Annotated in this window: 14 protein-coding genes and 8 pseudogenes; 13 read left to right on the top strand and 9 right to left on the bottom strand. The window is 69.7% G+C overall.

The genetic code is table 11. The features are described from left to right. The first annotated feature begins 851 nt into the window (after nucleotides 1-851). The 3 genes and pseudogenes from ACZ6S6_RS35695 to ACZ6S6_RS35705 all read left to right on the top strand — a co-directional run bounded on the left by ACZ6S6_RS35695 (nucleotide 852) and on the right by ACZ6S6_RS35705 (nucleotide 2,640). On the top strand, nucleotides 852-1,847 hold the full coding sequence (locus tag ACZ6S6_RS35695; RefSeq protein WP_469709173.1) for a hypothetical protein: 996 nt from the start codon (nucleotides 852-854) through the stop codon (nucleotides 1,845-1,847). A 126-nt stretch (nucleotides 1,848-1,973) separates the two neighbouring features. After that, nucleotides 1,974-2,186: pseudogene (locus ACZ6S6_RS35700) on the top strand (IS5/IS1182 family transposase); the annotation flags it as partial. 118 nt (nucleotides 2,187-2,304) lie between these two features. Further along, complete coding sequence (locus ACZ6S6_RS35705) at nucleotides 2,305-2,640, top strand: ankyrin repeat domain-containing protein (protein WP_469709175.1); 336 nt, start codon at nucleotides 2,305-2,307, stop codon at nucleotides 2,638-2,640. Here ACZ6S6_RS35705 and ACZ6S6_RS35710 read toward each other — a convergent pair. Beyond that, a pseudogene (locus ACZ6S6_RS35710) lies at nucleotides 2,612-3,420 on the bottom strand (IS5 family transposase). The gene ACZ6S6_RS35705 and the pseudogene ACZ6S6_RS35710 overlap by 29 nt on opposite strands. 389 nt (nucleotides 3,421-3,809) lie before the next feature. Between ACZ6S6_RS35710 and ACZ6S6_RS35715 the strand changes: the two are divergent. From ACZ6S6_RS35715 to ACZ6S6_RS35730, 4 genes and pseudogenes are all read left to right on the top strand, one after another. After that, complete coding sequence (locus tag ACZ6S6_RS35715; protein ID WP_362956614.1) at nucleotides 3,810-4,157, top strand: spore-associated protein A; 348 nt, start codon at nucleotides 3,810-3,812, stop codon at nucleotides 4,155-4,157. A 106-nt stretch (nucleotides 4,158-4,263) separates the two neighbouring features. Continuing rightward, entirely contained in the window at nucleotides 4,264-4,710 is a 447-nt protein-coding gene (locus tag ACZ6S6_RS35720; protein ID WP_469709177.1) for a spore-associated protein A, read from the top strand. Between the two features lie 108 nt (nucleotides 4,711-4,818). Continuing rightward, a complete protein-coding gene (locus tag ACZ6S6_RS35725) occupies nucleotides 4,819-5,250 on the top strand; it encodes a hypothetical protein (RefSeq protein WP_469709179.1) in 432 nt (143 codons plus the stop codon). A 38-nt stretch (nucleotides 5,251-5,288) separates the two neighbouring features. Further along, a pseudogene (locus ACZ6S6_RS35730) lies at nucleotides 5,289-5,471 on the top strand (transposase); the annotation flags it as partial. On the opposite strand, the pseudogene ACZ6S6_RS35735 reads toward ACZ6S6_RS35730, so the two are convergent. Then, nucleotides 5,443-5,817 (bottom strand): annotated as a pseudogene (locus ACZ6S6_RS35735) (transposase); the annotation flags it as partial. The pseudogenes ACZ6S6_RS35730 and ACZ6S6_RS35735 sit on opposite strands and share 29 nt — an antisense overlap. Nucleotides 5,818-6,028: 211 nt before the next feature. On the opposite strand from ACZ6S6_RS35735, the gene ACZ6S6_RS35740 reads away from it, so the two are divergent. Further along, nucleotides 6,029-6,313: a type II toxin-antitoxin system Phd/YefM family antitoxin gene (locus ACZ6S6_RS35740; RefSeq protein ID WP_469709181.1), complete on the top strand. Its 285-nt coding sequence runs from the start codon at nucleotides 6,029-6,031 to the stop codon at nucleotides 6,311-6,313. A 64-nt stretch (nucleotides 6,314-6,377) separates the two neighbouring features. Here the strand turns inward: ACZ6S6_RS35740 and ACZ6S6_RS35745 are convergent, their stop codons facing one another. After that, a complete protein-coding gene (locus tag ACZ6S6_RS35745; protein ID WP_469709182.1) occupies nucleotides 6,378-7,376 on the bottom strand; it encodes an ABC transporter permease in 999 nt (332 codons plus the stop codon). 108 nt (nucleotides 7,377-7,484) lie between these two features. On the opposite strand from ACZ6S6_RS35745, the gene ACZ6S6_RS35750 reads away from it, so the two are divergent. The 5 genes and pseudogenes from ACZ6S6_RS35750 to ACZ6S6_RS35770 all read left to right on the top strand — a co-directional run bounded on the left by ACZ6S6_RS35750 (nucleotide 7,485) and on the right by ACZ6S6_RS35770 (nucleotide 10,019). Next, complete coding sequence (locus ACZ6S6_RS35750) at nucleotides 7,485-8,114, top strand: TetR/AcrR family transcriptional regulator (protein WP_469709184.1); 630 nt, start codon at nucleotides 7,485-7,487, stop codon at nucleotides 8,112-8,114. 14 nt (nucleotides 8,115-8,128) lie between these two features. Next, nucleotides 8,129-8,248: pseudogene (locus ACZ6S6_RS35755) on the top strand (urease subunit beta); the annotation flags it as partial. After that, nucleotides 8,241-8,903: pseudogene (locus ACZ6S6_RS35760) on the top strand (amidohydrolase family protein); the annotation flags it as partial. The pseudogenes ACZ6S6_RS35755 and ACZ6S6_RS35760, both read left to right, overlap by 8 nt. Then, nucleotides 8,897-9,265 (top strand): annotated as a pseudogene (locus ACZ6S6_RS35765) (GTP-binding protein); the annotation flags it as partial. The pseudogenes ACZ6S6_RS35760 and ACZ6S6_RS35765, both read left to right, overlap by 7 nt. After that, nucleotides 9,262-10,019, top strand: a pseudogene (locus tag ACZ6S6_RS35770) (urease accessory protein UreD). The pseudogenes ACZ6S6_RS35765 and ACZ6S6_RS35770, both read left to right, overlap by 4 nt. A gap of 8 nt (nucleotides 10,020-10,027) precedes the next feature. Here ACZ6S6_RS35770 and ACZ6S6_RS35775 read toward each other — a convergent pair. From ACZ6S6_RS35775 to ACZ6S6_RS35800, 6 genes are all read right to left on the bottom strand, one after another. Beyond that, nucleotides 10,028-11,077: an NAD-dependent epimerase/dehydratase family protein gene (locus ACZ6S6_RS35775; protein WP_469709186.1), complete on the bottom strand. Its 1,050-nt coding sequence runs from the start codon at nucleotides 11,075-11,077 to the stop codon at nucleotides 10,028-10,030. Nucleotides 11,078-11,141: 64 nt separating this feature from the next. Further along, on the bottom strand, nucleotides 11,142-11,855 hold the full coding sequence (locus tag ACZ6S6_RS35780) for a lysophospholipid acyltransferase family protein (RefSeq protein ID WP_362956632.1): 714 nt from the start codon (nucleotides 11,853-11,855) through the stop codon (nucleotides 11,142-11,144). Between the two features lie 219 nt (nucleotides 11,856-12,074). Next, nucleotides 12,075-12,572 (bottom strand): hypothetical protein, encoded by a 498-nt coding sequence (locus tag ACZ6S6_RS35785; protein WP_362956635.1) that lies wholly within the window; start codon nucleotides 12,570-12,572, stop codon nucleotides 12,075-12,077. A 172-nt stretch (nucleotides 12,573-12,744) separates the two neighbouring features. Next, the gene (locus ACZ6S6_RS35790; protein WP_469709189.1) at nucleotides 12,745-14,868 is read right to left on the bottom strand and encodes a glycoside hydrolase family 6 protein; all 2,124 of its coding nucleotides are present in this window, start codon (nucleotides 14,866-14,868) and stop codon (nucleotides 12,745-12,747) included. A gap of 236 nt (nucleotides 14,869-15,104) precedes the next feature. Next, nucleotides 15,105-16,325, bottom strand: coding sequence for a GH12 family glycosyl hydrolase domain-containing protein (locus ACZ6S6_RS35795; RefSeq protein WP_469709191.1), 1,221 nt, complete (start codon nucleotides 16,323-16,325; stop codon nucleotides 15,105-15,107). Nucleotides 16,326-16,393: 68 nt separating this feature from the next. After that, nucleotides 16,394-19,147 carry a glycoside hydrolase family 48 protein gene (locus tag ACZ6S6_RS35800; protein ID WP_469709270.1) on the bottom strand — a complete coding sequence of 918 codons (2,754 nt, stop codon included), beginning with the start codon at nucleotides 19,145-19,147 and terminating at the stop codon, nucleotides 16,394-16,396. Between the last annotated feature and the right edge of the window lie 136 nt (nucleotides 19,148-19,283).

Raw genomic sequence — 19,283 nt, forward strand, 5'->3', positions numbered from 1 at the left:
GACCAGCCCCGCACTCTCAGTAACGTCCACTACACACTGAGAGTCACCAAACACCCTGCCTGACCTGCAAGAACGTACTAAATCACCGGCATTGCAGGTCAGAGGCTTTTTTTGCTGTGCACCGAGCGCAGATTCCTCACAAATCTGTCACGTCGTCCTCATCGGCAGGTTGCTTCGTCCTCGCTGAAACCGAGTAGAGAAGTGAGGTGGTCCGAGGCGACGCGGAGGTTCTCGGGGCTCGGTTGGACGTACGTCCGCTCAGTGGAAGTGGCGTTGGCATAGGAGGAGTCGGACAAACTCGCGGGCACCCCACCGCGGACCGCCGCTGATCGGGTGCACGACGACCCGTCACTGCTGCGGACCGGGCAGCCACCGGCGCCCCCCAGGAACTTACTGAACTGGTTACGAGCCTCGATCCCGTTCTCAACGACGACGTGGTCTTGGCCGCGCTCGGGCGAGCCACCGTCCGGCCTGCCCCGGGCCACCGGGCAGCTCCGGCGCGACCGCTGCCGGCAGCGATGGGCGGCCTGCACCGGCCGCAGCGCCGTCGCTCAGGTCCGCAGCGGCACCAGGGAGGCGCCGTTGTGCGCGAAGTCCCACCAACCTTGACCCGGAATTACAGGGCTCCCGGCACGGCACGACCGCTTCGCAGAGGCCGACTAGCCGAGTGCTCGCCGGATGGCACAGTGAAGCTGTCTTCCTCGCAAACACGGCGGGCCGGTCGGAAGGCCGGTGCCGCATCCTGGGCAAGCCCCGGCGGCCGCTTGGCTCTGACCGGGTTGCCGGAGCAACAGGCCACCGCCGACCGTGAGCGCCTGGCTGGCATCTTCCCGGCCGCGTACGGTCTGCGCATGACCAGGACCACACCGGCCAGACCAGCGTCCGTGGAGGCCGTCTTCCCTGACCTGGCCGCCCATCGGGGCCGGACCACGCGACTGCACCCCAGGCCGGGGCAGCCCGGTAGGCGCGACAGCCATGTCGGTGGTCCGATGGTGTGGCCGGACGGCGACCCTTGGCCGGTTTGCCACGAGCCCCACCGGTGCGAGACCGAGGGGTACGTGCCGGACGAGATCCGCAGCGCCCGAGCCACAGGCACCTGGCCATCGAGCCGGTTGTGGTCCGGTGCCGAAACGCCTGGGAAGGATGGGCCCGTGCCGTTCCTGGGCCTCGCCCAACTCTTCCGCCGGGACATCCCCGGCCTGGCTGCCGGTCCCGACGACGCGGACCTGGTACAGCTCTTCCGCTGCCCGTTCACCCACGGTCCGTACCTGGAGCGCCGCTACCGCCTGAGGTGGCGACGTGCCGCGGAGACCGAGTGCGCAGAACGCACTCCACCAGCCCCACCAGAAGTGCCCATGCTGCGATGGGAGCACGAACTCCCCGAACCGTGCGTCCTGCATCCCGAAGAGGTCGACACCTATCCCTGGGCGGAGGGCGACACGCTGCCCGCCCCGTTGATCGCCCGTATCGACGCGTGGGACGAAGCCCAAGTGGCGGATCACGGCACCGACGCCCCCAGCTATCAGGACGACCTTTCGATCCCGCCCGGATGGCGGGTCGGCGGCTTTCCGAGTTGGGCGTCGACGGGCCCGATGGTCATCAACTGCGAGTCCTGTGCGGCACCGATGCGGCTGCTGCTGACTGCCGGGGGCGACGAGATGGATGCCGCCTCGCACAGCTGGGTACCGCTGGAAGACCGCGACCCGACCCTGCGGGGGATGGCCTCGATCCGGGGCGGCCGGTCCGTTGCCCAACCCACTCGGCTCCGCTTCGGCCGGGACCGCGACCTGCACGTGTTCACCTGTCCAGCCGCCCCGATACACCCGCCCCAATGGGTGCTCTCCTAGCCGGCCGGATCATCCATCCCGACTCACGTTCCCCACCACCCCAGCACGATCAACCATCAAGGACTCGGCGTCTTGCCGCATACCGTGCACGAACTCGTTCGGAGTGTGGGCTGAGGAGAGTGCGGCGTGTTGTCGCATGAGGCTGACTTCTCCCGTGGTAGCCGCGCCTACCTGGGTAAGCGTCAGATCAAGTCGGTCGAGCCGGAAAAGAAGGGCCGCAGAGGCGGTCGGCCTCTCCGTCGCGACGCCGAGCTCGACGAGGCGAGGAACGCCGTCGAGCGCCGGATCAACAAGCTAAAAGCGTGGTGCGGCGTCGCCACCCGCTTCGACGAGAACCCAAATCTACAGTGCCCTATGATCAGCGATCATGGCCGCCAGGCCCGTCAGACATCTCAATTGGTCCCCCACTGCGGAGATAGTCGTTGGCGACGTACTGCGGTGCGGGTTCAATGCCTCTGTGAGTAGCTACTGGACACCTGCCCATCACGCCGTCGAGTTCGAGGACGCGGAGACTCTTGCGCGGTTGCTCGCCGACGGATCCGATCCCGACGAGGTGTTCGCCAACATGACGCTGCTGATACACGCAATCGACGTTGAGGGCGATGGCGCAATGCAGAGTGGCGAGCCGCTCACTGTGCATACCACCGCAGTGTTGCTGGCCTTCGGAGCCGATCCGGAGCTGCCAGGTCCTGATGGTGTCGTGCCTATGGACGTGGCCACTCGCTACGGCCACGACCTCGCAGTGAAGTTACTGCGAGCTCACATCAGCACAAGAGTCTGCGGTAGCAGATGAGAGTGCGGGCGATGCTCGTGAAGGCGAGGAAGTGCTCGGCTTCGCACTCGTAGCGTCGGTGGAGACGGCGGCAGCCGGCGAGCCAGGACATGGTGCGTTCGACTGTCCAACGGTGGCGGCCCAGCCGCTGCGAGGGCTCGATGCCTTTCCTCGCGATGCGCTGCTGGATGCCGCGCTGGCGTAACCACCGCCGCAGGTGGGTGTAGTCGTAGCCTTTGCCGGTGTGGAGTTTTCCGGGCTTGCGGCGCCGACATCCGCAGCGGGAGCGGATCGGCGGAATCCCTTACACGAGGGGGATCAAGGCCTGGCTGTCGTGCAGGGTGGCGCTCGAGATTCCGACGGACAGCGGCGGACCGGTCCGCTCAGTGATTAAATGGATCTTTGACCCACACCTGCCCCGATCGGCAGGACTCGGACCCGTCAGGCCCCCCTTTTCAGGGCTCGTATGTTCACTGAGTCGATCGCGCAGCGAGACCAGTCCAACTCGCCGCGAGAGCCGAGTTCGTCGAGCACCACGCGGTGGAGCTTGGCCCATACCCTCGCCTTCGACCACTCGGAAAAACGCCGATGAGCGGTCGCACCAGACGGGCCGAACGAAGCTGTGGGCACCTGCTTCCACGTGCAGCCTGACGTGGCCACGAAAACAATCGCGGCGAGCACCTCGCGATCACCATGCCGACGCCGACCGCCCCCCTGAGGCCGCGACGGCGCCTCCGGCACCACCCGCTGGAACAACTCCCACAACTCGTCCGGCACCAGCCGCTCAACGATCCCCACCATGACCGACAGCCTACCGATCGCGCCAAATGAGATGACTTCTTAGCTTGATCTTTAACCTGTACGGCGTGGGCGTGGGGTCGGTGACTTCTTTCCAGTGCGGCGAGGTGCCCAGGGCACAGGAGGATTCGGAAGTTTCCCGTCCGCATGGTCCGGTCGCAGAATTAGGCCATGGCGTGATTCCCGACCTTTCCGTGTATCGCGTCCCGCTCCTATGGTGTCGACACCTTGCCGGCAGCTCGCCGGCACGCTGACGGCACCAGATTTGCGGGAGAAGGCGGCACGCCATGGGACGTGGACAGAGAGTACGGGGATTCTTCAAAGGGAGATCAGGAAGGCGATTATCCACGCTGGGAGCCGTCGCCAGTGTTTCCCTGGCATCCGTAGTGGCAATGCCTGGCACATCCGAAGCCGCTGCCGCCACGGCTTATAACGGAACCTGCGGCAGCGGGTACAAGGTCATCGACCAGGCGCGTGTTTCGAGCGGTGCGACAATCTATCTGACCTACTCCAGCGCGACGGGAAACAACTGCGTCGTCACCATTCTGGACACCTTCGGCACGAAACGCTGGCTGGACACCTACGTGGGGCGGTCCAGCGATCTACAGATCGACGAGGACCGGGGCTACTACAGCCAGTACGCGGGTCCGGTCTTCGTGTACGCGAAGGGGACCTGCGTCATCTGGGGTGGAACGGTGGAGGAAGACGACGTTCACCGGGGGCCCGACCACTGCGGGTAGACACGTCGGTACACCGGGGGTCCGGGGGCCACAGGGCCACCTGCGGGCGACCACCGTCCGGATTCACTGATGCGCCCGGAAAGGGCGCCGAAAGGCAGGGCCGCACATGAGACTGAAGCACATCATCAAAACAGCGGGCGGGCTGAGGGCCAAGAGAAGTATCGCCGCAATGGGAACAGCGGGGGTACTGGCATGCGGGGCCGTGATAGCCGTCCCGGGCACGGCGCAGGCCGCTGCTTCCTATAACGGCGCGTGCGGCGCCGGGTACGGCGTCATCGATCAGATGGATCTCGGTGCCGACGGCAGAGTATTCCTCACCTATTCGAGCGTGACGGGAAACAACTGCGTCGTCACCATGCGCAACGTTGTTGGTCCCAAGGAACCCATGCAGGCCATGATCAGCATCTCTGGTGTGCCCAATTCGTCGGTCATGGACTACGGCAGTTACACCTCGTATGCGGGGCCCGTCTATCTCTACGCACGAGGCTCCTGCGTGGACTGGAGTGGATTCTTCAGGCTGGAGCGGGTCCGCTACAACGACCATTGCGGATGACAGCCCCGGCACGATGATGAAGAGCCTTTGTCCGGCGGCAACGTCAGCGATGGTGTCGTTCGCGTCGGGGACACCGTTCGCCGTCCGGCCGGACCATGGACTCCCGCGGTGCATGCCCTGCTTGCCCACCTGCATGAGGTGGGATTCGGCGCGGCGCCTCGCTCACTCGGCATTGACGACCAGGGGCGTGAGGTCCTGACCTTCATGCCGGGAGTTGTGGTCTGGCCCGACCGGCTCTCGCTGATGGAACCCGCTCGACAACTGGCTCGCGTTGCGCGGCTGATCCAGGAACTGCGGGCCCCGGCTCGCGCCTGTGGGATGTCGCATACGCCATTCACGGGTTCATCCCGCTGTCCGCGCATCCGGACCGGCAAAGCCCGGACGCGGCGGACCGACTGCGAGTCTTCTTTCCTGCGCGACCAGGCGGCCCAAGGCCCAACCCTGGGCAAGGCTGAAGGCCATGGCGACGCCTGGCGAAACGATGCCGAATACATCGAGCAACGCGAAGACCAGTGGATGCAGGCTTTACTCGCCCGCTGAGGCATCAGTGCCCGTGCCTGGCTCCCGGCGTCGAACGACATCTCGAGATGTACGGCGGCTTGAACCACGGCCGGATCGACGTCAATCGGCTGCGGACGGTGCTGGCCGGGTTGTCGCTGCCGCGTTTCGACGGCGGACGCCTGGTCCTGGCGGTCGATGTGTCGCCGTGGCTTCGGTCGGACGCGCCGTGCTCGGACAAAGAGGGCGAATGCCGCGTCCATGCAGGTAGGCGCGATCCTTGCTGGAGCTGTAACCCTTGTCACCCAGCACATGGTCGGGCCGGTGCGTCGGCGGCCGGGACCGTGGCGCGGGATGCGGATGACGTCCATGACCTGCTCGAATCGGGTGCAGTCGTTGACGTTGCCACCGGCGAGGGCGAATCCGAGGGGCCGGCCCTTGCCGTCGTGGGCGAGATGGCCCTTCGGGGTCAGTCCGCCACGCGATCGTCCGAGGGTCTGATCGTGCAATTCGTCCTCCCCGTCCGCCCCTTTTACGGGCGTCGGCCGCGTGCTGGTGGGCCCGGCGCGACGTGGAGTCGACCGTGGCGTCCCGTGCCCACCTGCGGAAACCGCCGTGAGATCTCACGGCCAGGACGTCTGGCCACGCCAGCCGGATCGCGTCATGTGAGGCCAGGATTCCGGAGGACCGGAAATATCTGCGTCTCCCCTCGTCTCACACATCTCTCACAAACGGGGAGCGCGCGGGAGCCTCTGACCTGGACGATCGCTGTCGCCACGGACCAGGGCGGACCCGGCGGACATTACATAGGCTGGGGAGCATGGCCTACGAGATTCCGGTGACGCAAGCCCGAGCTGAGCTCGCCGAACTGATCAACCGTGTCGTCTACGGCGGTGAGCGGGTGGTCGTGACGCGGCACGGCAAGCCGCTCGTGGCGTTCGTATCGGCCGCTGACCTGGAGCGACTTGAGAGCGAGGAGGCGGCGGAGCAGGAGCAGGTGATCAGCCCGGTCTCCTCGATCGGCTCTTCGCCGTCCGTTCCCGGCGAACGGCACCGCTTCGGAATCGCCGCGGAGCACCGGCGACAGCACGATCCGGGGAACTGACACGGAAACGCCGTGCACCCCCGGCCCGTGAGAGGGCGGGGGTGCACGGCGTGTCCTGGAGGTGTCAGCCGGACAGTGCGGGGTGGCGCTCGGGTTCGGCGGCTTCGGCGGCGGAGTGCGTGGTCGCGGCCTTGCGGCGGCCGCCGATGAGTACCGCGGCCAGTCCCAGGGCGGCCCAGAGGACGAGGGCCAGGAGCGCCCGGCCCGCCGCGTTGCCGTCGAAGAACGCGACGGACCGCAGCAGTGATCCGCTCGCGCCCGGCGGCAGCCACTGGCCTATCGTGCCGACCGGCCGGGGGAGCAGTTCGGGTGCGCTGGTGACGCCCGAGAAGGGGTTGCCCACCAGCACCATCAGCAGCGATCCCAGCCCGACGCCCGCCGTGCCGATCAGCGCGGCGAGCCCGGCCACCGTCGCGCCGATCGCGAGCACGGTGAGTCCGAACGCGCCCGCCTCGCTCCACCAGTCGCCGGTCATCACCCCGAGCCAGCTGTCCGTGAGTGCCGCGGACACCATGCCCACGAGGGCTGCTACCCCGAGCAGGGCCGTGGCCGCCCGCCCGCCGCGCAGGCCCAGCAGGGTCACCGCGGCGCCGGCGGCCACACCCGCGATCGCCAGGGGCAGGATGCTCGCTCCGAGGACGCTGCCGCGCGGATCCGCGGCCGGCGCCGCCACCACGTCCGTGACCGGGACCACGGCGCCGTCCGGGGCCTGGGCGGTGACCGCGTCGTGCAGCAGCTGGGCGACCACCGGGCTCGCCGCGGACGCGGTCAGCAGTTCGGGGCCCTTCGCGGTGACTGCCACCGCGCCGTATACGGACCGGTGCTCGATCGCGGTACGGGCGGCGGCCCCGGAGCCGTAACGGTGGATCTCGAAGGCGCCGTCGAGCTCTTCGAGCCGTTCCTGGAGCTGATCGGCGGCCGGTCCGGAGCCGACGACGCCGACGGGCAGCTCGCGCGGGGCCATCCGGGCGGCGGGCCAGGCGAAGGCCCAGAGGGCGAGGGCCACCACGGCGGGCACCAGGAGGACGACCGCCACCAGGCGACGGTTGGGGGCAGTGGGCATGGCGGACGCCTCGATTCAAAGAGAATGATCGTTCGTTTTACGTAGGGCCCACTGTCCCGCCGGGGTCGGGGGCTTGTCAAGAAAGAACGTTCGTTTTAGATTGAGTGCATGGCCCGTGTATCCCAGGAACACCTCGATGCCCGCCGCCGGCAGATCCTCGACGGCGCCGCGCGCTGCTTCGCCCGCGACGGGTTCCACGGCACCTCGATGCAGGACGTGCTGAAGGAGGTCGGGCTGTCGGCCGGCGCGGTCTACCGCTACTTCAGCGGCAAGGAGGATCTGATCGCGGCCATCGCCGGGGAGGCGGTCGGGGGTGTCCGGCAGGCGTTCGAGCGGGCGGCCCAGGGCAGCCCGCCGCCCACGCCCGATGTGCTGATCGGCCGTGTGGTGCGCACCCTGTTCGCCGAAGGCGTGGACGGCGGGCGCGGGCTGGACCGGCGGGCGTACGCCGGACTCATCGTGCAGGTGTGGTCCGAGGTCCTGCGCAGCGAGCGACTGGCGGCCACCCTGACCGAGGCGTACGACGGGCTGCGGGCGTCCTGGTCCGAGCTGGTCAGGCTGTACCGGGAACAGGGCGTGCTCACCGCCGATGTGCCGGACGAGCGGGTCGCCCGCACACTGATCGCCACCGCCCAGGGATTCATCGTCCAGATGGCCATGTTCGGTGACCCCGGCCCCGAGATCCTGGAGGACGGGCTGCGCGGGCTCATGTCCATGAACGTGCAGAAGATCAGTTAACGCGTCGGAAAAACTCCGGAACCGCCGTCCGCTTCGAGCCCGGCATACCCGTCGACATCGAACTCGTCGCCCTGGCCGGAGGGCAGATCGTTCCGGGCCTGCGCGGCGGGACCGGAGGTACTCTCGATGGCTGAACTCCATCGCGCCGTGTACGCGGACCTGTTCGGCCCCACCACCGGCGACCGGATTGACCACTGGGGCATCGTCAAGGCGGACATCGGCATCCGCGACGGCCGGATCACCGGCATGGGCAAGGCCGGCAACCCGGACACCATGGACGGCGTCCATCCGGAGCTGGTCATCGGCCCGGAGACCGAGATCATCGCGGGCAACGGGAAGTTCATCACCGCGGGCGCCATCGACGCGCATGTGCACTTCATCGCGCCGACCCTCATGGACCAGGCACTCTCCTGCGGCATCACCACGCTCGTCGGCGGCGGCACCGGTCCGGCCGAGGGCACCAAGGCCACCACCATCACCTCGGGTCCCTGGCACCTCGCCCGGATGTTCGCGGCGTTGGAGGCGTACCCCCTCAACATCGGTCTGCTCGGCAAGGGCAACACGATGTCCCGCGACGCCATGCACTCCCAACTGCGGGCAGGCGCGCTCGGGTTCAAGATCCATGAGGACTGGGGGGCGACGCCGGCCGTCATCGACGCCTGCCTCGGCGTCTGCGAGGAGACCGGCGCCCAGCTGGCCATCCACACGGACACGCTCAACGAGGCCGGGTTCGTCGCCGACACCCTGACCGCCATCGCCGGGCGCACCATCCACGCCTACCACTCGAAGCCGTCGAGGACCTGGAGGACGCGGTGGGGCCGCTCGACCTCATCCTCGTCGAGTCCGGCGGCGACAACCTCACGGCCACCTTCTCCAAGGGGCTCGTCGACGCCCAGATCTTCATCATCGACGTGGCCGGCGGGGACGACATCCCGCGCAAGGGCGGGCCCGGTGTCACCACCTCCGATCTGCTCGTGATCAACAAGACGGATCTGGCCCCCTACGTCGGCTCCGACCTCGGCCGGATGGCGCGCGACGCCGCGCAGCAGCGGGGCGAACTGCCCGTCCTGCTCACCTCGCTCACCTCCGGCGAGGGCGTCGGACCCGTCGTCGCCTGGGTACGGGGGCAGCTCGCCTCCTGGAACGCATGAGCGTCCGGGCCACCGCCCGCATCACCGCCGTGCGCGACAGCCGCGGCGCCACCGCGCTGCCGGTCCTGGAGAGCGAGGGACCGCTCGCCCTGCGGCGGACGAGGTCCGTGTCACCCGGACCACCGTCGTAGGCGCGATGAGCGCGCCGCTCGGTGGCGACCGGCTCGCCATCGAGGCGCGGGCCGAGCCCGGAGCCCGGCTCACCGTCGACTCGGCCGCGGCCGCGGCCACGGTCGCCCTGCCCGGCCCCGGCCCGGGATCCGCACCCGCCCACTACGAGGTACGGCTCACGGCGGGGGAGGGGGCCGGGCTCAACTGGCCGCCGGAACAGCTCGTCTCCGCGCACGGCAGCGAACTGATCATGCGGACCACCGCCGGACTCGCGCCCACCGCACGGCTGGTGCTGCGCGAGGAACAGATCCTCGGCCGCCACGGGGAGAGTCCCGGCACCCTTTTCAGCAGGCTCACCGTCCGCCGCGCCGGGCGCCCGCTCCTCGACCAGCAGGTGGCGTACGGGCCCGGCGGCTGGGACGGCCCGGCCGTGCTCGGCGGCCATCGGGCCGTCGGTCAACTGCTCGTCGTGGAACCGTGATTCGACGACAAGGCCCCGGAGAGCAGGCTGCTGGGGCCGACCGCCGTGCTCACCCGCCTCGCGGGTCCCGCCGTGCTGGTGACCGTGGTGGCCGCCGACGTGAGGGAACTGCGGGCCGTGCTGGACCAGGCGCACGACGAGCTGACGGCCGCGGCCGGCTGAACCCCCGCTCACCCCGTCCGGTCGTACCGCTCCAGCCAGGCGTCCTCCGCCGCGTAGTCGAAGAGCCCCGTGCCGTACGCCCGCACCATGGCGGGATAGGCGTCCGTCCAGTCGCGTCCCGCCAGGTGCGCGGTGATCCACTCGACGGACTCCGGAAGCGACTCGGCATACCCCGTCACCGGCCGGTAGCCGAGCTCGCGTTCGGCGGCCGTCATGTCGTACACGATGGGATGCGGGGCGCCCCAGGGCGACAGACCGACGCCGTCGGGCGCGGCGGCGCCCGGCATCAGTACGGTCTCGGTCTCCCGCCCCAGCACCGCGTCGACCGCCTCGCCGATCTCCGCGACCGTCGGCGCCTGCGGATCGGCGGCGTTGAGCACCCGGGAGCCGGGCCGCAGGGCGGCCAGCCGGATCAGTTCGGCGGCGTTGGCGGCATGAAGCGGATGGAAACGCGAGCTTCCCCCGTACGCCAGCACGCGCCGGGCGCGGCCGTCCAGAGCGCGTTTCACGAAGTAGAGCTCGCGCGGTGAGCGGCAGTACGGACCGTGAACGGCACCCGCCCGCAACAGCGTGACGGGCAGCGTGTCCCCCGCCGCGAGGAGATCCTGTTCCAGCAGGATCTTCCGCGTCCCGTACGTGGCCTCGCCCGGCGGGACGGTGGGCTGCGACTCAGGGATCGGCACCGGGTAGCACGGCGACCCGTCGGGTTCGCCCTGCGTATCGAAACTACGGCCGCGCTCGTCCTCGTACACCGCACCGCTGGAGACGACCACGGCCGACCCGATCCGGTCCGCGAGGTCCGTCAGCTGCCGGGCGTGCTGCCGCCCGTACGCCACCATGTCGACCAGTACGTCGCAGCCGTCGCCGAGCGCCGCCGCGAGCGCGCCCTCCTCGTCGCGGTCCAGTGCCGCCGTGCGTACCCCCTCGTCCCAGCGGTCGTCACGGCCGCCGCCGCGCGAGGCCGCGGTCACCGTCCAGCCGTCCTCGACGAGCGAGCGCACCGCGGCCCGCCCGATCTGGCCCGTCGCTCCAAGCACCCATGCGTGTCCTTTGCCCATGCACCGCACGCTAGGTCGAGTGCGGAGCCCGCACCAGCGGGGTTCACGGACCGCGAATCCGCCCTCAGCGTCGCAGTTTCGGGAACTTTCCCGGGCGTTCCGCCTGTTCGGCGGCCTTCACCTTGGCCGCGTACTCGTCGACGTACTCCTGGCCGGAGAGGCCGAGGATCGCGTACATGATCTCGTCGGTGACCGCCCGGACCGCCGCCTTCTCGTTCTCCAGACCGGCGTAGCGGGAGAAGTCCAGCGGCCGGCCGAAGCGGATGGTGACCTGCCTGATGCGCGGTAGGACCTTGCCGGGGGGCTGGATCTCGAACGTGCCGACCATGGCGCACGGCACCACCGGCACCTGCGCCCTGATCGCCATGACCGCGACCCCGACCTTGCCCTTGTAGAGCCGTCCGTCGTGCGAACGGGTGCCCTCCGGATAGATGCCCAGCAGCTCACCCCTGCTCAGCACCCCGAGCCCCTCGCGGATCGCCGCCTGCCCCGCCTCCTTGCCGGACCGGTCCACCGGGATCTGGCCGGCGCTCCGGAAGAACGCGGCGGTCAGCCGGCCCTTCACACCGGGACCGGTGAAGTACTCCGCCTTCGCGAGGAAGGTGATGCGCCGTCTGATGATCGCGGGCATCAGGAAGTGGTCGGAGAACGACAGATGATTACCGGCGACGATCGCCGCACCGTCCGCCGGAATGTGCTCCGCGCCCTCGATGACGGGGCGGAAGAACAACCGCAGCAGCGGCCCCAGGACGACGTACTTGAGCAGGTAATAGAACACGGGGCGGCTCCCAGTTCGGCCGGATCGGCTCCACAGCTGCGTTTTGCCAGGTCAGTGGAGACCCCAGCAGAGGACACCTTATGTGCAGCCGCCGTCCCGTCCACCCGTCATCGGGCGGGTCGATGCCGCCCCTGTGCCGGTTCTGCCCGGCCGGCGTAGTCGCGGGTCATGACCCCGCAGAGCGGCTCACCGACGCGCTCCCCGGGGTCCGTATCGGGGTCAGGCGGCGCGGCGCTGTTCGTGGACGGCCTTCATGAGGTCCTCGATGGCGGACCGGGCCTCCACGTCGCGCTCTTCGTCGATCGCTTCGAGCGCGGCGGCCGCGGCCTCGCGGATGTGGTGCGGGAGGTTGTCGGCGGCGGTGAGCCGGTAGGCGGCCTGGCGGCGCGCCGTGCGCTCGTCGGGGTGCACCGCGTCGGGGCCGGAGAGCGGGAACACGGAGACCCCGTAGGCGGATATCCCCAGCACCACCATCTCCCCGATCCCGTCGGCGTACCCGAGCGCGACGGCCTTCCCCCGGTCCTCCTGGATCGTCGTGATCATTCGGCGGCGCGAGAGGACCGTGCCCAGGGCTGCGCCGCCTCCCAGCGAGAGGCCGCAGGTGATGGCGAGGAACGGTCCGTCCCAGACGAAGCCGGTGAATGCTCCGAGTACCGCGAGGGCGACGGTCCATGCGGCCGCCCCCCGATGGCTTGTCGTCTCCGGTGCGGTGTCCATGGGGGGAGTGTGCCATCCGGTGGCGACACAACCGCGTCCGGGCCCGAGGTCCGGCACCGGCCGACCGATACCGCCGCGGAGGCGGGCACGGCACCGCCCCCTGCCGGATGTCCGGCAGGGGGCGGGCCGTCGGATGACCAGTCCGCCCGGTCGGTCCGGGCAGTCGGGAAGGTCAGGGGGCGGTGCCCCAGGCGAGCGCGCCGGTCACGTAGACGCCGATCTTCGACGCGTCGGCGTAGCTCGTGGCCGTCGAACGGCTGTAGTCGTCCGTCTCGTCGAAGTTGGACCAGTCGCTCTTGTTCAGCCGCAGCTGCATCTCACCCGTGGAGGCGCCCGCGGCGAGCGTGCCGCTGCCGAAGCCGACCTCCAGGTAGTGGCTGGCACCGGCCGCCGAGCTGCCGGAGGACTGCACACCGCGGGTCAGGTTTCCACAGCCGATCACCGCGTAGTCGCACGCGGTGTCGAAGGTGGACGCCCCGGCCTCGGGGGTGAACCAGTACCGCACCTTCACCGTGGACAGGTCCACCGAGGTGCTGCCGGTGTTGACCAGTTGCAGACCCATCCGGATCTGGTTGTCGGTGGCGGAGGAGTCGGTGTTCTTGTACTGGACCTTCAGCGTGCCCGTTCCGGTGCCGCCGCCCGCCGACGTGGTGGCGGAGACCGCGGCGGAGGCCGCCGACACATTGCCGGCCGCGTCCTTGGCCTTGACCGTGTAGCTGTAGGCGGTCTCGGCGGTCAGACCGGTGTCCGTGTACGAGGTCGTGGTGGTGGAGCCCACCCGCACGCCGCCTCGGAACACGTCGTAGCCGCTCACCCCGGTGTCGTCGCTCGACGCGGTCCAGGACAGCGAGACGCTGCCGCTGGTCTTCGCCGTGACGGTCACTCCGGTGGGCGCGGTCGGCGCCTGGGTGTCGCTGTCATTGCCGCCGCCGCTGCTGCCGTCGAGCGCCGGGTAGGCGTTGCGGATGAGCTCCTGGAACTGCGCGGAGAACCAGTGACCCGCGAGCGGGGAGTTCGGCAGGGCACCGGTCAGGCTGTTGCCGTTGCGGCCGTTACCGGTGTACGTGGGGTCGCACATCCGGTCGAAGCCCTTGCCCTCGTCGTTGTCGACGGGGGCGCTGTTGCCGTCCGACTCGCCCGGGGGCTTGGCCCAGACGTACGCGTCGATGCCGGGCTCGGGGGCGGTGGTGGGACGCTCGCCGATGCCGGCGCCGGTCTGGTTGCACCAGTTGCCCGCGTGGATGCGCCGGTCGACCCGGCCGCCGTCGATGTAGGCGTCCACACTGGTCTGCGGCCCGGGGCCGGCGGGCCGGTCGCTGCCGCCCCAGCCGTTGCGGGCCGTGTCGATCAGCATGCCGATGTCCGAGGCGAAGCCCTGGCTCACCAGCTCGGTGCGCAGCGCCTGGGCGAACGACAGCTCATCGACGTAGTAGTTCCAGTCGACCCACTTGGACTGGCGGACGTCGGTGCCGTTCACCGTGTCGGTGACCTTGAAGTTCGGCTCCTTGAGAGCCGAGTAGTTGGCCGTGTTCACGATGAAGCCCGTGACGTCGGCGACCGTGGCGCCCTCCGACGTGGCGGCCTTCTTGAACTCCTGGGCCGCCGGGACGAAGTTGGAGTCCCAGCCCAGCCAGCCGTGGTGGGCGGCATCGACGTAGTTGTAGACGTTGGGAATGGCGCCGAGGGTGTGCAGGGCGTAGCCGACACCCTTCTCGTAGTTGCCGTTCGCCTTCATGACCGCGCAGGCGTCGGTGGAGCCTTCGGAACCGCCCGCGTTGGTGACCAGGTTGGGCAGCGAGTCCGGCTCGATGATCGTGACGATGCGCAGGTTCGCGTACGCCGGGTCGGCGAGGATCTCGGAGATCGGGCCGATGTAGTCGTCCTTGTACCGGTCCAGCTCGGTGGGCCCGAGCTCACCGTTGGACGCCAGCGCGGCGCAGTCCCGTCCCGGCAGGTCGTAGATGACGACCTGGAACAGGTTGGCGCCCTGGTCCAGTGCCGTGTCGAGGTGCTGGCGCAGGCTCTTCGCCTCGGCCGAGCCCTCGATGGCCGCGATGCGGTCCATCCAGACGAAGCCCGGTTCGTCGGCGATGGAGCTGCCGCCCGGTTCGGCCGCCGCCTTGGCGGACCAGTCGGGGTTCACGTATGCCGTGGCGCCCACGTAGGGGTTGTCCACCCGTGCCGCCGCCGATGCGGGGGTGGGGATGGCGACCGCCAGTGCCGCGCCCATGGCCAGGGCGGAGAGTGCGGCCAGTCTTCGGCGTAGCCCGTGCATGATGGTGCCTCTGGTACTCATTGCGGCTCCGTGCTCCTCTCGTACGTCTGCGGAAGCTCCCGCAGACGGGTTCGTGGGGGTGCTGCCGGGGGTGGGCCCGGTCGGGGCCCGCCCCCGTCGTCCGCCGTCGGCGGGGACGGCGGCCCGTGGTGGGTCGGTGAGGTCGTCGGTGGTACCCCGATGGCGGGTACAGCGGGGCGGACGGGCGACCCGCCATCGGGAGTGCGGTGGGCCGGCCGGCCGGGTTCAGCGGCCGGTCACGGTGCGGTGCCCGAGACCAGGGCGCCGTCGACGTACACGGCGACCTTCGAGGTGTCGGCGAAGGCTGTGTCGGCGGTCCTGCTGTAGTCGTCGGACTCGTCGAAGGCCGACCAGTCGGCCTTGTTGATCCGCAGCTGGAGCTCACCGGTGGAGGCGCCCGGGGCCAGGCTGCCGCCGGTGAAGCCGACCTCCAGGTAGTGGTCCGCGCCCGGTCCGGGGGATTCGGCCGGCCGAACCCGGTGGGTGACGGTGCCGCAGCCGATCACCGCGTAGTCGCACGCGGTGCCGTACGAGGCCGCACCGGACTCACCGCTGAACCAGTAGTGCAGGGAGACCTCGCTCAGATCGACCGCCGTGGTGCCGGTGTTCACGAGTTGAAGGCCGGGCCTGATCTGGTTGTCGCCGGGCGACGCGTCGTTGTTCTTGTACTGAGCCTTGAGCGCGCCGGTCGTCCCGCCGCTCTCCGGCTCCGTGCTCGCGGCGAAGGAGAACTCGTTCATCCCCAGGCCCTGGCCGCCCTGCCAGATCTCGAACCCGGCCTCCGCGTCGATCAGGTAGTGCGCGGGGCTGATCGAGCCCCGGCCGACACCGTCGTCGATCAGGCCCTTCACATTGAAGTCGGTGAGCTCGGTGGCCCCGTTCTGCAGCACGTACGAGATCACCTTCCAGCCCGAGGCGCCCGGCCCGGTCCACACGTCCCAGGTCCGGCCGTCGAGCTGGACCGTGGCGGTGCGGGACCCGATGGGCTGGACGCCGCCGCGATGGTTCATCCAGATCATCAGCTCGGTGCCGTCCGGCTGGTCGTCGGTGACCGGCGCCGAGTTGAACCAGAGGTCCATCGACACGTTGTACGCGCCGGAGCCGACCTGGGTGGTCGACCAGTCGGTACGTACGCTGCCCAGCTCGTCGACCCGCAGCGGCAGCCCGCTGTCCGCCGTGCACAGGCCCCAGTGGCAGCCCTTGTAACTGGAGGGATACGTGGCCGGGGCGCCGTTCGTCGGCAGCGAGAACGAGGACGTGGTGACGCTCCAGGCCCCCGTGTCCGGGTCCACGTCGACGCACTGCTCGGTCTCGGAGTTCCACTCGTTCTGCTGGTAGAGGTACTCACCGCCCTGGAGTTCGGTGGTCCCCCACGGGGTGCAGTCGGTGACCGGGGCCGCCGAGGCCGGGGAGGCGCCGGTGAGCATCGCTGCCGCGGCGAGGAGGAAGGCTGCCAACGCTCCGGTCAGAGCCGGGAATCGGGGGCCGGTGCGTCCGGCTGACGTGCTTCTGACGTGGTGGCCGCTCATGGCTCGATCCCCCAGGCAAGTGTCCCGCCCACGTACGCCGCGACCTTCGACGCGTCGCCGTACACGGTGTTGGTGGCGTGGCTGTAGTCGTCGCTCTCGTCGAAGTTCGACCAGTCGCTCTTGTTGAGGCGCAGCTGGAGCTCGCCCGTCGAGGCGCCGCCGGCCAGGGTGCCCGCGCCACCGGTGAAGCCGACCTCCAGATACCGGTCGGCGCCGGTCCCCGGGCCGGCCGCGGCGACCACCTTGTGGGTGATGTTCGCCGAGCCGAGCGCGGCGTAGTCGCAGTACGTGCCGAAGGTGCTCGGGCCGCCGTCGGAGGAGAACCAGTACCGGACGGTCACCGTGGACAGGTCGACCGGGGCGCTGCCCGTGTTCAGGACCTGGAGGCCCATCCGGATCTGGTTGTCGGTGGCGGAGGAGTCGGTGTTCTTGTACTGGACCTTCACCGCACCGGTGCCGGAGGAACCGCCGGACTCCGTGGTGGCGGTGACCGCGGCCGACAGCGCCGAGGTGTTGCCGCCCGCGTCCCGGGCGGCGACGGCGTAGCTGTACTCGGTGGCCGGGGCGAGATCCGCGTCGGTGAACGTCCGCGCGGTCGCGTTGCCCGCCAGTACCCCGTTGCGGTACACGTCGTAGCCGGTCACCGCGACGTTGTCGGTGGCGGCCGACCAGGACAGCGACACACTGCTGCTGGTCGTGGCGGTCACGGTGAGCCCGCCCGGCACCGTCGGCGCCTCGGTGTCCCCGCCGGTCCCGCCGCCCTCCACCAGCAGCTCCGCGTAGATCGCGAAGGCCAGTGCGAGCGCCGCCTGCGCCCAGAAGCGGTGGTAGGTGAACGAGGGCGCGGCGCCGCCGTCCAGATAGGCCTGCACCTTCGGCCAGTCCGGGTCGTCCCGGTACCAGCTGCGGATGTCGATGAACGTCGCGCCCGGCTCGACGGTGTCGCCGTTCGGCATCGTGCCCGACCACCCGGCCGGGACGTACACCTCGTCGTTGAACCGGTTGTAGTCCTTCCTGGTCTCCGGCACCGAGATGCCCTTGTCCGTGGTGTTCAGCGCCATCGCGTCCAGCAGCGCCTTGGCCAGCGCCGCGGCGTCCTCGTCACCCGACTTGGCGGCGTAGTAGGTGAGCGTCTTCACGTACGCGGCGCCCACGCCGACGTCGTTGGCGTAGTCCACGACCGAGACGTGCAGAGAGGCGTTGTCCCCGGGGGACGCCGCGTTCCAGATGTCGGGCTGCCCCGTCCAGCTCAGGGTGGAGGGGAACCGGAACGTGCCGTCGGCGCCCACCGTCGTCTCACCGGAGGCCCAGGCGACCCACTTGGCCAGCACCGCCCGCGCGGAGGCGTTGCCGGTGACGTAGTAGTACGCGGCGACGCGCTCCATGCCCCACGCCTGGAATCCGAACCAGTTGTTGCTCGGCGGGTCGTGGTAGACCGGCTGCCAGTCGTAGGCCATGCCGTAGAACGTGGGCGTCCCGGCCGGCGGCTCGCCGTACGCGCCCTCCCAGCTGTTGGTGCAGCCTCCGGCGAAGGCGCCCTCGCTGGACTGCAGCCAGGTCAGGAACTCCAGCTGCCGGGTCAGGCTCTTGGACCAGTCGCCTCTGGCCGTCGCCGACTTGGGGGTCAGCGCCGGTACGTTGGACAGCGCCCAGGCGGAGAGCGGGTTCTGGTAGCCCTGGTGGGAGGCGCCGTCACCGATGCGCCATGCCCAGCCGCCGCCGCTGCCCCCGGCGGCGCCGCCCCAGGCGTAGTACCAGGACAGCAGGTAGTGCTGGGAGTCCCGGCCCGATGCGGCGGGGCAGGATCCCGGGTCGGTGCAGTCACCGATCCGCTTGAAGTACTTGTCGAACATGGCGTAGCGCAGGTAGTCGCCCATCTTGGCGGCCTTCGCCACCGAGGCGGCGACCTCGCTCTCCTTGCCCTGGTCCGAGGCCCAGCGCAGCGCCCAGTAGGCGGCCTGCACCGCGCGGGCGTCGGCGTCCGGCGCGTTGGTGTACTTCCACTGCTGGGCGTAGCTCGCGTCACCGACGAAGAGATCCAGGTACCCGTTGGGGCCGCCGTAGTTGAAGAGGTCGGTGGTGGGCTGCGGGACCGTCTCCCACACCGACTCCTGCGCACCGCGCTGGTAGGTGTTGATGTAGGAGGCGCCGGCACCCGGACCGGACTCGCCGCCGGTGCCCGGCTTGTTGCCGTAGCCGTAGATGTTGTCCAGGTCCATCAGCCAGTGCATGCCGTATACGTCCATCGTCCCGTAGGACGCGGCGAGTTCGGTGGCGAGCGGATCCGTGCCGACCGGGACCGTGCCGTCGAGGGCGGAGGGGTAGTCGTCCGGCAGCGGGTGCTCGGGTGCGTAGGTCGCGGGGGCCCCTGGGTTGTACGAGTCGCTGGTCGACTGGTCGGCGTGCTGCGGGATGATCGTCTGCTCCGCCACCGCCCAGGCCGCGTTGAACGGGGCCCAGTCGCCGGTCACCCGCCCGTACGCCGCCTCCAGCCACATCCAGAAGCTGACGGCCTCCGACGTGGTCTCGTGGCCGTGGTCCGGTGCCTCGACCATCAGGGTCTCGACCGAGTGGTACGGGAGACCCTCCGGGCTGAAGTAGCCGTTCGCCGCCGCCTTGATCTTCCCGTACTGGGTCAGGAAAGCCTGGGTGTACGGGTCGTCGGCCGCCCCTGCGCGGGCGCCGCCGGCGGCCGGCGGGGTGGCGGTCCCGGCGACGGCGGTTCCCTGTGCCAGGCCCATGGCGAGCAGGCTGCCGCCCAGGGCGCTGCTGAATGTTCTACGTGATATCGACACAAATCCTCCAATGGCGGGTGTCGTGGGGGAGGGGGTGGAGCGGAGGAACGTGAAGCGGGGACGGGGGAGCGGGGAGGCGGACGCGGTGTGC

This window comes from Streptomyces sp. NPDC048671 (genome assembly GCF_055587045.1).